This window comes from Desulfuromonas sp. CSMB_57 (assembly GCF_020194955.2).
GTDB lineage: Bacteria > Desulfobacterota > Desulfuromonadia > Desulfuromonadales > Syntrophotaleaceae > JAFCIY02.
Map to the genome: position 1 here is coordinate 244,972 of NZ_JAFCIY020000023.1, position 14,131 is coordinate 259,102.

Sequence of the window (14,131 nt, forward strand, 5' to 3'; positions counted from 1 at the left end):
CTGCATCAGAGGAAACTTTAGAAGATTTTTTTTGAGGAAGGTTTTTAAGAAGGGGATCGGTTGTCCCTGAGACTGCAAATCCAGGAAGGATATTTCTCTCTTGGGCGGGAAAGGAGCTTTAGTCCCTTGTCGAAGGCGTATGAGAGGACAGGGTGAGTCGTACGGAACTATTGTTGAAACAGTCCCTTTCTTTCACCTTGCAGGCCGTGTCGTCCATTTCCATGGCGGATAGTACCACCCGGTACAGATAACCTTCATTGACCTGGGCATGCAGGATATGCCCAGAGAGAGTCGCTGAAGCCTGGTCCGTTTCGATTCTGATCCAGTGCTCGCGGTCACCGACTTCCACCATTCCCGAGGTCATGCCAAGAGCACCGGTTGCGGAGACCAGGGTGGATACCGGAGCCAGGTGGTTGATGTCCTGGCCGTTGACATGGAAAGTCTCAGGTGTCGGTCCGCCGTTATGGGTGCGAAAGAACAGCGATTTTTTGCAAAAGGCTTCGGGGTTGAGGGTGACGTGCCCCAAACGCAGGGTGCCAAGGGGGCAGGAGGGCCAATTAAAGGTGTATTTGATGGAAAGCAAGGCCATGGCTCGATTGGCTCGGATGGTTTTTCTCACGACTCCCAGGTGGGTTTGGATTTCGGCCCTGATGCAGATTTCATCCCGGCCAAAGGTTATCTCCGGGCTTACGGGGACCAGATCGGTGGTTTTGTGCTGCCCGGCCACTTCCAGGACGAAGTGTCCGGTGTAGTAGTCCATGCCGAAGCGGATATCGTCGAAATAGCCGTGCGGCAAAGTGCCAAACAAGGAGATGGAGCCCAATTTTTTGTCCCACCAGTCGTGGATGGCCAAACCTCGCCGCAGGTTCAGACGAAGTTTTTGCGCCGGAGTCTCAACCACCAGCAAATGGCCCTCATGCCAGAATCGAATATCCGCGGGCTGGGGTGTCGGTGTGGGCAAATCATCCGGTAACGGCAAGGGTGCTATACGGCGTTGCATCGCATCCAGTTGGACGCGCATGGCCTGCCAACGCCGGGAGGTGATGTGAGTACGGAAATCGCTGCTCCACAGGTAGCAGAGCTCTTTCCAGTCTTCGTCACGGGCATTCCCGGTTGCATCCATGGTTTCGAAGATCCGCCAACAGGCGCTGTTGATCGCCAGGTCATCACGGCCGCTGACGCTCCATCGCAACACGTTGTATTTGGCCTGCTTCTTTACCGGAATCGGTTGGGCCGCCGATTCCAGGCGCAGTCGGTTGCCTGCCCCAGGAAGCCGTAGATAGTCAAGGATGGCCTTTGGCTTGAGCAGGAAATAGCGCTGGTCGGCAAGAAGGGCGGCATAGAGTCCGTCGATGCGCTGCCACTCGCACTGCTCCGCCAGGGCCGCTTCAGTGTGAAACCGGCCGGGGCGGAAGTCAAAGATTTCGGCATCATTGCCGTAGAGGGCGAAGGTGCGTGCTTCGGCGCTATGGTGGCCGGCCAGAAACTCCAGGTACTCTTCCAGTTCAACTTCGCCATGCACATATCGCTGAAATTTCTGGAAGGGGATGGATTTGTTCCAGATCACGGGCATGACCGAACTATCCGGCCCTTCGACGTATTGAGGCAGGTATCTCCAGTTCGCCGGCCATTCGGGATGATTGCTGGCGGGATTGTCCCACTCCATGATGAGGGCCTGGTAGCCCGCTTCGAGATAGATGGGAACCAGTCCGCCTGAAAATGCCTGTTCGTTGACAAACACCAATTGCGGCTGCAAACCAAGCAGTTTTTCGTAGGTCCGCAGGCCGAGGCGCTGGTTGGCCTGGTTGACTCTGGCCGGCACCAGGGGGCCAATGATCTGGGCGTAGCCGCTGCCGATAAACTCGGCCGGGCCAGAGTGGCACAGGGAGCGTAGTTCGACGAGCCAGGCCGGATCGATGGCGGCGATGGTTTCCAGCGTATATCCGGTCGCTTCAATGCCGATAGGCAGTTGCCGCTGCCGGATCAGCTTAAGTAGGGGCCAGTAGCAGCGCGCAATCACTTCCGCTCGCTGCTCGGCCTCGATGGACGAGAACATCAGGTTGAGGTGGAAGATGGAGTACAGCCCAAGAGGCTTCATGTCGGCCTGCCTAGACGGCTTCCGACGGGAAGGCTTGCCATGGCGTCCGGGACTGCCTGGTCCTGTTCCCACTGCAGGCTGGTCAGCAGCACGGTGCCCTCACCGCAAGCCACCAGAACCCCATGGGGCAAAACGTCGATGACGGTGCCCGGGGTGGCCCGGCGGCGATCCTGGGATTCGCGGCAGGCCCAGATAAAGAGTTTGCGGTTGTCGACCAGGGTAAAAGCGCCGGGATAGGGATGGGACAAGGCCCGCACCCAGTCATAAATCCGGCGTGGGGACCAGGACCAGTCGAGCAGGCCGTCCTCAGGTTGTCGCCGGGGCCAGACCGTTGCTCTGTCATTATCCTGAGGTATCCGTGGCGGATGCCCCGAAGCCAGAAGCGGCAGGCTCTGCACCAGCAACCGGGCGGCCACGTCGTCGGTGCGCGCCCCGAGGACCCCGGCGGTATCCTCGTAATGGACGGGCACGGCCTCCTGCAACAGCATATCGCCCGTATCGGCTTCGGGGCTGCACCAGAACAGGCTGACGCCGGTACGCTCCAGGCCCTTGATCAGCGTCCAGGGGATGGGAGCGCGGCCACGGCCTTCGGGGAGCAGGGTCGGATGCATGCCGATGAAACCCTGGCGTGGTGCGGCCAGCAACTCTTTTCCGATTAACTGAGAAACGCCGATCACCATGCCGACATCGGGACGGCACTTCTGTGTCCAGGTCAGAATCTCAGGATCGTGCAGTGTGGTAAAAGGGCGCGCATTGAGTCGGTAGTCCCGCACCAGGTCATCAAAGGCACAATGGGCGACGGTGATTCCGGCTTTGGATTCATCCAGGTACAGCAGCCCGGCAATGTGGGCGCCGGCCTGCAGCAGGGCTTGCAGACAGCGACGGCCGACGATGCGGGCGCCTACATAGACGATGCGCACCTTCCTGAAGTCCGGTTTCATGAAAGGATCTCGCGTAGCAGAACAAAGGGCTCGGCGGCTTTGACGCCGACCTGGCTGCCCCAGGCTTTGGCCCGCGCCTCCAGGGATTCCAGGGAACGGGCGTGGGGAAAGTCGCGCAGTTCTCCATGGTAGATCGACATGGCTTCGAGCTTTTTTGCTATCACGTGGGTGATATCCAGGAAGACATTCGGTACAAACGGCAGCGCCGGATCGCCCCAGCCGGTTGCGGAGGGTACTTCCATGGCCAGAATGCGTTGCACGGAACTTGCCGGCAGCGGCCGGCAGGCGGTCAGGACGGCCATGGCGGTGCGCTGATGATCGATGTTGAGGTCACCAGGGTGGTGGGTGTAGACGATTCCTGGTTGAACATCGCCGATAACCGCCTCGATGGCTTTGACGATATCGAGCAGGTCCACCCCGTCAAAGCGGTTATCGGGGAAATCGAGCAAACGCAGATCGGTAACGCCGAGGATGGCCGAGGCTTGCTCGGCATGCCGGCGCAGGGCGGCCAAGTCACGCTGATCCATTTCTTGCGGATTGGCCAGCCGGGAAGACAGGCCGCTGCCGAGGATCAGCACGCTGACCCTGTCGCCCTTCGCAACATGGCGAACGATGGCCCCGCCGGCGCCGAGAACTTCGTCATCGGGATGGGCGGCAATCACCAATACGTTCATAGGCCCTCGGTTTTTACGGTGATAGCATTCACCGCCTTTTCGGCACGGCGAATTGCCTCTTCCCTGTTGTCCGCGACGGCGATAACCAATCCGGCCGAGGCGTTGGAATCAGTCGGCAAGCGCACGATGTCACCCGGGTTGACCGTCAGACGTACCATGGCTATGCCCGGCAAGGCGCGGGCCGTATTTTCGCCCTCGATGGCGATAACGCGTCCCGGTTCCGGGAAAATCAGCCGCAAGGCCACCCCCTGTTCGAATTGCGGTTGCAAAGCCTTTTCCTCTACGGATAATCCCAGTGACAGGCGGATCATGGCCAGAACCAGATCGACACCGACATTGAGGGGGATTTCATGGGTACAGAACCAGCCACCGGAAAGCCGTGCCGCCAGTTCGATAACGTAGGGCTTGCCGTCGCTGAGCACCATATCGCCCTTGACCACGCCTCGGGTAACGCCAAGACTGGTCGCCGCCTTTTGCACCAGATCGCGCACCGATTCACGCGCTTCACCCGGTAAAAAGCTCGGCATGGTGCCGCCGTTTTCGATGAAATGGGGGGCGTAACGATCGATAAATTCGTAGTTGCGATCGGCAAAACCCGGCGTATGACAGATGCCGTCCAGTACGATGCTTTCGGTGCTGATCTGCGGTCCCGGAAGGTACTGCTCGACCATGACCCGACCGCCTGGCGATTGAACGATGGCACGTTCATAGGCAGAAACCAAATTGACCTCCGGGGTCAAACGCTGTACCCCGCGCCCCCCGCGGCTGTCGACCGGTTTAAGCACCAACGGCAAGCCCCGTTCCTTCACCAGGGTTTGCAGGTGCTCTGCCGATTCCACCGCACTGAACCAGGGGATGGACACGCCGTCGGTGGCAAATTTTTCCTTCATGGCCAATTTGTCCATGGCGCGGGCCGCCACTTCGACGGGGATGCCGGGCAAGCCGAGGTCGGCGGCGACCGCGGCGACGGTCAACGGTACATCGGTGGCCAGACACATGACACCGTCGATCGGCCGGACTTCCCGGTTATAGCGCCGGGCTTCGGTAAGGGTGGCCCCGACGTCGTAGGTGCTGGCGATCAAACGCCCATCGGCCGCCTGCAGTCCCGGCGCCTGCGGATTCATGTCGCTGACCACCACGTGCAAACCGAGTTCACGGGCTTTTTCGATCCCCGGCAGAGCTTCCATGCCACCGCCGACAAAAAGCAACGTTTTGCCTGCATATTCAGACAAAGTACATTCCCCCGTTAAGGTTTAAAGTTTGTCCGGTAATATACCCGGCTTCGTCGGAGGCAAGAAACGCAACCGCGGCAGCGACCTCTTCCACGTTGCCGAGACGGCGGGATGGGATCAGTTTGACCTTTTCCTGGCCAGCAAGGGTCGCCAGTTCCGAGGAGGACATGTCCGTCTCAACCAAGCCGGGAGCGATCGCATTGCTGGTGATGCCATCGGCAGAATAAATTTTGGCCATGGAACGGGTAAAACTGATTAGTCCCGCCTTGGCCGCCGCGTAATGCACTTGGTTGAATCCTCCCCATTGGCCACCGATAGAACTGATGTTGATAATTCTTCCCCAGCCGGCTTCTATCATGGATGGCAATGTCTCTTGTGTTAGGGCGAAGGGGCCTGCCAGATTGATCTTTAGCATCCGGTCCCAGTCCTCATCGGTAATGGTCAAAAACGGCTTTTCCTGTGCGATAGCGCCATTGTTGACTAAAATCCCGACTTGCGCTCGGAAATGTTCGCGAATGCGAGCCAGAGCGGAGCGAATGCTTTTGCGTTCTTCAAGATCGATCTGTACAGGGAGGGCGTTAGGGAATTCAAGCGCAAGTTTCTCCGCTCCCTCCGGATGATGGCAATAACCCACTGCAACGGAAAACCCATCCTGTAGGAAGCGTCGGCTAATACCATAACCTATTCCCCTACTGCCGCCAGTTACTAGGACAATGTGGTTACGTTTATTGTTCATTGAGGGCTCTTCTTGTGCTTGAGTAATTCTTTGGCAGCTGATGTCAGGTGGCGGGCGGTAAGACCGAATCGTTCGGCTAATTCCTCTGGTTCACCAGACTTGCCGAATTGATCCTGAACGCCTACGATTTTCATCGGGACCGGAATTGTCTGGCAAAGCAACTCGGCTACAGCACTGCCCATGCCTCCAAGCATGTTGTGGTCTTCCGCAGTCAAAATCGCTCCAGTTTCACGAGCCGCAGCAAATAATTCATTGCGGTCCAGCGGCTTGATGGTCGCCAGATTGATAACTCGCGCTGTGATACCCTCCTGTTGGAGCCTTTCGGCTGCTTCAAGGGCTCTGGCTACCATGACGCCGGTGGCCACCAAAGTTAGATCATTTCCTTCTTTGATTCGGTAGGCTTTGCCTATGGCAAAGCCTGCGGCAGGTTCGGTAATAATTGGTGCCGGGCTGCGCCCGATACGCATATATACGGGGCCTTTGTGATCCAGTATGGCAGGCAATGCCTGCATCAACTGATTGGCATCTGCCGGCACAACGACGGTTACATTCGGGATGGCTCGCATGGTAGCCAAGTCTTCCAACATCTGCGCGGTGGCGCCGTCCGGACCGACATCAAGTCCCAAGTGTGAACAGCACAGTTTGACGTTGCGCTCCGCGTAGGCAATGGCGGTGCGAAACTGCTCGTGCGCCCTCATGACGCCAAACGCGGCAAAGGTTGTCACCACCGGAATGATACCTGTATCGGCGAAACCGGCGGCTGCTGCCACCATGTTCTGTTCGGCAATGCCGAATTGGATGGTTTTCTCCGGGAACGCATTTACGAAGGGTTTGGCACCGGTACCCCCCGCAACGTCAGCATCGAATAGGACGAAATCGTCCCGTTTCCCGGCCAGATGCGTCAATCCACGGCCAAAGGCGTCACGTAGGGAGATGGATTCACCCAGGTTCCAATAGGACAATTCAGACATCACTAAGCCTCCAAAGCGTGCAGCGATTGATGCAATTGCTCATCGGTGAGGGTGGAACTGCCATGCCATATCTGTTGATTTTCCATAAAAGGTACACCCTTGCCCTTGGTTGTGTGGGCCAGGATGAACGATGGCTTATCCGCAGATTCTCTGGCGCTGTCAAGAGCGGAGCAAAGCTGCCCCATGTCGTGCCCGTCTACTTCCAGGACCTGCCATCCAAAGCAGGATAACTTGGGGGCTAGCGGAGAAAAGTTCATCTGGTTTGCCACCGTATCTTCTCCCTGTAGGCCATTTGAATCGAGGATAGCGGTTAGTGACCCTACCTTGTGATGGCCGGCCGCCATGAAGGCTTCCCAAGTGCTGCCTTCTTGCATGTCTCCATCTCCTAAAATGACATAGGTGCGGAAATTCCTCCCCGTATAGCGAGACCCGAGCGCCATGCCCAATCCCTGTGATAGGCCCATGCCTAGAGACCCAGAAGGAGCATCAACTCCGGGAATGCGTACATCTGGGTGTCCTTCAAGAAAGTGATCGATCTTTCGCAAACCGATGGTTTCTTTTGGGGGAAAAAAACCCTTAAGCGCCAAGGCTGCATAGAGAGCGGGGCAGGCGTGGCCTTTTGCCAGCACAAGTCGATCTCGTTCCGGCCAGAAAGGATTGGCGGGATCTACCTGCATTTCACGGAAATAGAGTACGGCAAGGATATCTGCTACGGACAGACTGCCACCGGGGTGGCCGGAGCGGGCATGATAAATTGCCTCAATGGCTAGTTTACGAATCTTTCGGGCGCAATTATGCAAATCAATCATGATCCCTCTCTCTTTTATCAATTGTTAAAAAATCACGAAAACGAAAATTATTCGACAAAAAATAATTCAATAAAATTCAATTTAGGTTACCCTCTAGTGAGCAACTTGTTCCGCATATTTTTTATATCAGTACAGACCATCTAGGTTTAATCCAAATTTCACTGGCTTCTGCCTCATAAATTACTACTTTAAAAATATTAAAGAGCAGAAACATCGGAAACGAACGAAGTGTGAGGAAGCTACTAGGGTAGTTTGAAAAAATAAAAAAATATAAATTATTTAAAAATTTTTGTTTTAAGTTTCTTATATTATATCTCTGGTAACTTCTGCTTCACAGAATAACCAATTTGCGTAGCGCTCTTGTAGATTAAAGGAGGAATTATTTAATGCCATGTCCTGTCTAAGCAAGTGTTGATCTAAGTTATCGAGAAAAATGTCCAGGTTTTTTGGAAGAATTTCTAAGTCACAATCTAACGAAAGCGGCTTTATGGTGTCAAGTTCTTCGCAAACTCTCGAAGCATTTGGGTTTTCTGAAAAAGGAAAAATTGGAACACCGGCTAGTGCTGCGAATACGAAAGAGTGACGTCGAATACCTACCAAAAGCCTTAAACTTCGATATAATTTTTCGTAATCTCTAATATCTAAAATTTCATAATCAATATACTGAAACGAAATTAGCTTGTTTATTTTTTCAAAAATTGTTCGATCATCATAGTTGGGATTATCTATGCCATAGTATTGGTGTGGAATGCCAATCACTTCCACGTTCCGTTCTTGAAGCAAACGGACTACCGTTGCCATATTTTTAAGATATACTTCCTCAGGCACCCCTCCCCATCGGTTGTTGATTAATCTGACGGTAAGTCCCGCACGCATGGTGGTGTTGGGCTCTTCGTTTCTTCTCCAATCCAGACCGTAGGCAGGGTCAGGTAAAATTGTAATGTTTTTTTGATTGCAACCAGCCAACAGCAGGCATTTTGATGAACCTTCATCCCTTACTGCTACGCGTACGGAATTGTCGACAATATACCGAAGCCACATCTCGCCTTCGCGCGTTTTGTTAGGCACGATGGTCATCGCATAGATATAAACGGGAATATTTAAAAACCGACACAAAGTTACCAAGGTGGCGAAGTACATCAATGGGCCCCGCATTACATCAAGGCTGAAGTCGATAAGTAATCTTCCACCGCCGATAATTAAACCCTTCGACCCTTCCAATTGCTGGCGCAACCTGTGAAGATGCTCTGGGTTGTCCGCATAGTTGAATCCATTGAAAAATTTTCCCAGGCTTTCGGCACGGGTATTAAACTCAAAATTATCAATCAATTCTGATGCGCTATAAGTATCAACTAGGTGTTGATGGCGGTGGCGTGAAAGAATTTTTACATCGTATCCACGATTATCAAGGATACTTTGCAAAAAGGATAACATGGCGTAGTCGCCAACGTTTTTGGTATCATATCCACCGGCCAAGACGAAATAAGGCCTACTCATGTCGATCTTCTCCGAAGTTAGGATTGAAAAATTCCATTTCCGATTCGATTGAATTGAAATTTTTTCTGCTTACAAATTATAAAGCTTTATCAATTCTATGGTATCCCCATATTGATTGTATAGGGCCTGATACACCTCTTCTTCAGAGGCGCGCGTGGAAATAACTACAATGTCACCATTTTTAAAAATATTTAAGCTTGGTTTTCGACACTCAATGTTGGCTATTTCTTTTCCCCACTTGGTCTCGCTGTTATCAAGCATATACCTAATGTTGTAGTTTTTCTTAATATCTGTATTACATAATAGCTGGCTCGTATGGATGCCGGCCCCCCATAAAAAAATGTCTGAACCTATTTTTATGTTTTTCAATAAATGATTGTTTATCCGCAACCATTCCGACTTATCGAAATTCAAAAATCTATTAATAACTCCTGCGCTGTTTCTGTCTTGGCGATATTTATACTGAAAGTTAGGACTTTTAAATTTTTTAGCAATAACGGTCACAACGGGGTAACGACAGGCTTTGTATAATTTAGTCTGTAATTGTATCTCGAAACCGCATGCCTCGATCATCTGAGTGAATAAGTCAGCTGTGAAATAATTTATATGTTCAAATGACAGGTATCCGGTTGGAAAATATTCTTCTTTCTCCAAAAGGGGGACTTCTGCGAGCAACCACCCACCTGGATGGAGGAACTCATTGCATTTCGTCAAAATTAATTTTGGATCATAGAGATGTTCAAGAACATGAGTAAGAATTGCAAGATCGTAGCGTTGATCTGTTTCAAATTCTTCAAACTCCATACAGACTGAATCGATGTTATAAAAAATTTTGGCTATCTTTCGGTTGAACTCACTAGGATCAATCCCTAATACAGAGTCAGCTCCTGCTTCCTGATAACGACTGAGGGTATATCCATCAGAGCATCCCACCTGAAAAACCGTTTTTGGCACGTTTCCGGCGAGTCCAAGTAGGTCGTTAATGTTGCGTGTAACGCTAATTATTTTCTCCTCAGTCGGCTTATAGTTGTCAGAAAAACAATTGTAGACTGCAGTGGTTTTATAGAAATGCGTCATTTCATCCGGAGTTACCGTTGGGCTTTGCTGTATCATACCGCAATCCGGACAGTGGGAAAATCCAATGATTTTCTTACCCAAACCAGGAATATGCCATTGATCCTGCGCAAGAATTTGAAGTGTAGATGAACATAAGGCGCAACGTCTTATCATTGTAGTTCCCAATTGTCTGCAATAGTAATGGAATATTAAAAGAATTTTCTCTCCCTAAACGACACAACTTATATTTCGACTTTTTTTTGACCACAATAGTAAAAATTTGTCCCCACGTTTCAAGAACAAGTTAGCATTCTTTTTTTATAGTCCCCATATTCGTGGCATGATCTGAATCCTAATTTTTTTTTAGCCGTGTACCATCGGTTTTTTAGACACCGGAGCGACGTGATATGTAGGTATTTAGTCTGGTAACCTTGTGTGTTGCCGCGATTCGAACAGGGACCATGGAACGTATCCACAGTGAAAATTCTGCGAAAAAGGCTTATTTTTTACGTTTTTGTCCAAATAGTACGATCTCGCGTCCCAACCCCAATTCCGCCAGAGACTGGTACATCTTCCGTTTGATACCGTTGAGACCTGCTGCTGCAAGATTACGCTCAAAGGTCATTCGTTTGACATGGCAGGCCCGTCCCAGCGTATTGTCGCCGATATAGTTGTCCCCCATCAGTAAAAACATATCGATTGGGAAGGTTGCTTCGCGCAGGAAAATCTAGAATCCATTGCGTTCCATGATGCTGTGTAGGCTGTCCAAATTAAAATAATTAATATGATATGGCGTCGTGACCCACCAAGGCTCATAACCGCAGGTTTTGTGCAGGGCCTGTTGAAATGGACTGTAGTCGTTTGGTACGCCTACACAGAGGATGCCGTCAGGATCGAGCAAGTCGTGGCAAATATTCAGCATTTCCGTGGGATCTGGAATATGTTCCATAACGTTGTTTAAGTGCACGACATCGTAAGGACCCAAATTTTTCGCACTGGTTTTATCCAGCATGCCTTCATAGATATCAAGGCCGAGGTTCCGAGCATGGGTAGCGGCCTCCTTTGATGGTTCGATGCCGTTTACATCCCATCCCTGCTGTTGGCCATGTTGAAGAAAAAATCCGGATCCGGCGCCGACATCCAGCAGGCGACGACGCCCGGGAGGAAGTAAGCGTTCGAATTCTTCATAACGATCCTGGAATACCAGATTCCACCACGATAGGTCGCGTGCAATTCCTTCCAAGCACATGGGCTTTTCAATACTGTAATATTCGTTACGGTATATATTTTCAAGTTCCTCGTCGGTGGGGATAGGCACTATATGTCGGAAACCACAGGCCGAACAATCGATAATATCGAAGCCATCCTTCGTGTCTATTAAAAGACCAAGGTGTTGTTGCCACTGTCGGTGCTCAGACATGAAAATTGATCCTTTCAAAAATAATGCGGGCAATTCTCTTTGCACCTAAGCCATCCAATGTATTACAGGCTGAGGACATGCGTAATTGTCGATGTGTTGACTTTAGTAGGGAGCGTATAGTGGTCGCCAGATTTTCGGTCAATATGTGTTGGTAATATCCCATATTGATGGCCATGCCAGCATTGTCCAATGCCTCGGCTGAACGTGCATGGTCAAGCGTCAACCCAAGAAGAATGGATGGTACATTAACCGCTGCAAGTTCGTAGGCAGTGCCGCCAAATGCTGCAATGGCGAAGTCGCAACGGGCCATTAATGATGGCATGTCGGTCACATCTTTAAGGAACTCGTACTTATCCGACAACTCAGATAGCATGTGATCGAGTTCCTCATTATGCATAAACGCTCGACCCAACACGACTTTGACACGAAACTCCTCATCCAGTTGCCTCAATGCGTTTAGGGACAATATGGTCAGCCCTCCAGGATCACTCCCTCCCATGGTAACAAGCAACACCGGAATCGGGTTCTTTGGGCGAAGCCGGGGATGGCTGAATTCTTTTCGTAGCAGAATATAGTCCCATCCGATAAAGGCTTGCCCGGTGAATGTGCTCCAATCAGCATTGGTCATTTGGGGCACCGGCGGATAGAAGGCAAGATTGGAAGCCTGACGACGGTCGCTGGGATCATCGATAACCGCGACCGTTATCCCGGAATTGCGCCAGCGAAGCAATTCGCAAGCGGAAAGTTCAGTGCGAATATCCAGGATCAAACCTTTGGGGGACTGGTTTGTCAGGAGGGAGTCGATCCACTGAGCTTCCTCAAAATCGTCCGGTTTTATAAACACGGGAAAATTTTCCCGTGTGATCAGGGTTTCGGCTACGTCGCTGCGCATCGTGGCAAACCCGATCTGCATCTGGTGCGTATCACGCAGTTCGCACGCCAGAGCTAAACAGCGAATGATATGTCCCAGACCGAGTTGGGCGGAACCATCACACCGGATCAGGATGTCCATATTGTTTTGAGGTGTCAAAATGCACATCAGCCTATCGTCACCGGTTTTGATTGTTTAATAAATTGCACGGCTTCTTCCAGCGATACGATCTTTCCGGGTTTATATAAATGCGCATAAAGGTCACGGAAGAATTCAAGATCGGCCGGAGTGTCGATGGATAATTTATATTCCCCCTGAAAGTCCGGGGCGATATGGAACGGCACGGTTTTCAACCGGTCCATGTGATCGTAAGCGTAAGCCGTGACATGTTCGTAGGTACGGGGATCGTCCGGCGCAACCTTGCGTGACCATTCCAACGCTCGGCGCGAGATGGGGCCCGCACCCTGATAGGCCGAAGGTCCATTGCAGGTCGGGCGGATGCAGTCCGCCTCCTGATCCACGATGGCAGCCGTGGTTTGATCCATGAAATCCGGGTCGAATAGGGGCGCATCGCCGCAAATGCGAATGATGTAATCGGCGTCGGCATCATCGATGGCGAGGAAGAATCGCTGCATGACGTTGTCTTCGGAGCCTCTTACCACCTTCAACCCCATGGCCTCTGCAATTTCCACCAGCGGATCATCGATGGGTTGGTCGGTGGTGGCGAGGTAGACCGCTTGGGCGCAACGGATTTGCAAAGCGCGGGCGATAATGTGATACATGAGCGGTTGCCCCATAATCGGTTCCATCATTTTGCCCGGCAGCCGACTCGAGCCCATGCGGGCCTGAATGATGGCAACAACCTTTTTCGGAGTGGCGGTGGCAGGGTTGGTCATCCGTTTATCCCCCAAAAGCGTGGGTCGATTATTTCTTCCTCGGCTACGGCGAGTCCGGCTGCTTCGGCATGTTGCTCGGCCGACAAAGGACCACGGCCGGCCACGGCCAAGGCAGCCTGCAGCTCCGGCAGCGAGGATACGCCGATCAGCACCGAACCCGGAGCTTCTTCCGCCAGGCAAAAGCGTAGGGCCGCCTCAGGTAGGGTAAGGGCATGGTGCTCTGCCCAGTTGGCGGCGGTTTCGGCATGTTCCTTGAGCTTGTTCAATCTCTCCGGTAGATACCGGCGGCGCGAGGTCAGAGCTCCTTTCAAAAAGACCGACCGGCCCAAAACGGCAATGCCGCGGGTTTTGGCGGCAGGTAGCACCCGGTCGGCCATGCGCTGGTCCAGAAGATTGTAGGCGATCTGCAGGGTGGCGATGTCCGGATGGTTCAAAGCCGCCAGTGCCGCCTCTTCGCCATAGACCGAAGCCCCGACGGCGCCGATCGTCCCCTGTTCGCGGGCCTGCGCCAGAATCTCCAGCAGGGGCGAATTGAACAGCTGGCTTGCGGTTGCATTATGAATCTGTACCAGATCGAGGCGCTCGCGGCCCAGGTTGCGAAGACTGCGTTCCAGGCTCTGTCTCACCGCATCGGCGCGGATGGCATCCTCGCCGAAGGGGCCGATCTTGGTGGCGATATGGACTTCGGGTTGCCCCAATCCCTGTAGGGCCTTGCCCAGGAAAATTTCGCTTTCGCCGTAGGCCGGGGCCGTATCCAGAAGAGTGATGCCATGTTCCAGCGCGGTTCCGAGAATGGCTTCGGCCTCGGCCGCCTGGGGGCGGTTGATTTTGCCGGGGGCGCAGAGGCCATATTCCATGCCGAATTCCACGGTGCCCAGGGCGATGCGGGAGACGCGCAGTCCGGCTCGAGGAATTTCCAGGTATTCCATG

The 14,131-nt window shown here is 52.5% G+C and carries 14 protein-coding genes; all 14 read right to left on the reverse strand.

The features are described 5' to 3' along the window. Nucleotides 1-118: 118 nt before the first annotated feature. Nucleotides 119-2,098, reverse strand: coding sequence for a polysaccharide deacetylase family protein (locus tag JQN68_RS07205; RefSeq protein WP_225071665.1), 1,980 nt, complete (start codon nt 2,096-2,098; stop codon nt 119-121). Continuing rightward, nucleotides 2,095-3,039, reverse strand: a complete 945-nt coding sequence (locus JQN68_RS07210) for a methionyl-tRNA formyltransferase (RefSeq protein WP_249621085.1) — start codon at nt 3,037-3,039, stop codon at nt 2,095-2,097. Before JQN68_RS07210 ends, JQN68_RS07205 begins: the two co-directional genes overlap by 4 nt. Beyond that, nucleotides 3,036-3,713, reverse strand: coding sequence for a PIG-L deacetylase family protein (locus JQN68_RS07215; protein WP_225071663.1), 678 nt, complete (start codon nt 3,711-3,713; stop codon nt 3,036-3,038). The genes JQN68_RS07210 and JQN68_RS07215 overlap by 4 nt, the downstream gene beginning before the upstream one ends. Then, entirely contained in the window at nt 3,710-4,945 is a 1,236-nt protein-coding gene (locus tag JQN68_RS07220; protein ID WP_225071662.1) for an ATP-grasp domain-containing protein, read from the reverse strand. Before JQN68_RS07220 ends, JQN68_RS07215 begins: the two co-directional genes overlap by 4 nt. Further along, nucleotides 4,938-5,681 (reverse strand): 3-oxoacyl-ACP reductase family protein, encoded by a 744-nt coding sequence (locus JQN68_RS07225; RefSeq protein WP_225071661.1) that lies wholly within the window; start codon nt 5,679-5,681, stop codon nt 4,938-4,940. Before JQN68_RS07225 ends, JQN68_RS07220 begins: the two co-directional genes overlap by 8 nt. Further along, nucleotides 5,678-6,652, reverse strand: coding sequence for a transketolase family protein (locus JQN68_RS07230; RefSeq protein ID WP_225071660.1), 975 nt, complete (start codon nt 6,650-6,652; stop codon nt 5,678-5,680). Before JQN68_RS07230 ends, JQN68_RS07225 begins: the two co-directional genes overlap by 4 nt. Before the next feature lie 2 nt (nt 6,653-6,654). Then, nucleotides 6,655-7,461, reverse strand: a complete 807-nt coding sequence (locus JQN68_RS07235; protein ID WP_225071659.1) for a transketolase — start codon at nt 7,459-7,461, stop codon at nt 6,655-6,657. A gap of 303 nt (nt 7,462-7,764) precedes the next feature. Beyond that, nucleotides 7,765-8,958, reverse strand: a complete 1,194-nt coding sequence (locus JQN68_RS07240) for a polysaccharide pyruvyl transferase family protein (RefSeq protein WP_225071658.1) — start codon at nt 8,956-8,958, stop codon at nt 7,765-7,767. 69 nt (nt 8,959-9,027) lie between these two features. Next, entirely contained in the window at nt 9,028-10,188 is a 1,161-nt protein-coding gene (locus JQN68_RS07245) for a class I SAM-dependent methyltransferase (protein WP_225071657.1), read from the reverse strand. A 325-nt stretch (nt 10,189-10,513) separates the two neighbouring features. After that, on the reverse strand, nt 10,514-10,708 hold the full coding sequence (locus JQN68_RS07250) for a hypothetical protein (RefSeq protein WP_249621086.1): 195 nt from the start codon (nt 10,706-10,708) through the stop codon (nt 10,514-10,516). 33 nt (nt 10,709-10,741) lie between these two features. Continuing rightward, nucleotides 10,742-11,434, reverse strand: a complete 693-nt coding sequence (locus tag JQN68_RS07255; protein WP_225071656.1) for a class I SAM-dependent methyltransferase — start codon at nt 11,432-11,434, stop codon at nt 10,742-10,744. After that, a complete protein-coding gene (locus tag JQN68_RS07260) occupies nt 11,427-12,473 on the reverse strand; it encodes a PseG/SpsG family protein (protein ID WP_225071655.1) in 1,047 nt (348 codons plus the stop codon). The genes JQN68_RS07255 and JQN68_RS07260 overlap by 8 nt, the downstream gene beginning before the upstream one ends. Then, the gene (locus JQN68_RS07265; protein WP_225071654.1) at nt 12,473-13,201 is read right to left on the reverse strand and encodes a cytidylyltransferase domain-containing protein; all 729 of its coding nucleotides are present in this window, start codon (nt 13,199-13,201) and stop codon (nt 12,473-12,475) included. The genes JQN68_RS07260 and JQN68_RS07265 overlap by 1 nt, the downstream gene beginning before the upstream one ends. Then, a complete protein-coding gene (locus JQN68_RS07270) occupies nt 13,198-14,130 on the reverse strand; it encodes an aldo/keto reductase (RefSeq protein WP_249621087.1) in 933 nt (310 codons plus the stop codon). Before JQN68_RS07270 ends, JQN68_RS07265 begins: the two co-directional genes overlap by 4 nt. Nucleotide 14,131 lies beyond the last annotated feature (1 nt).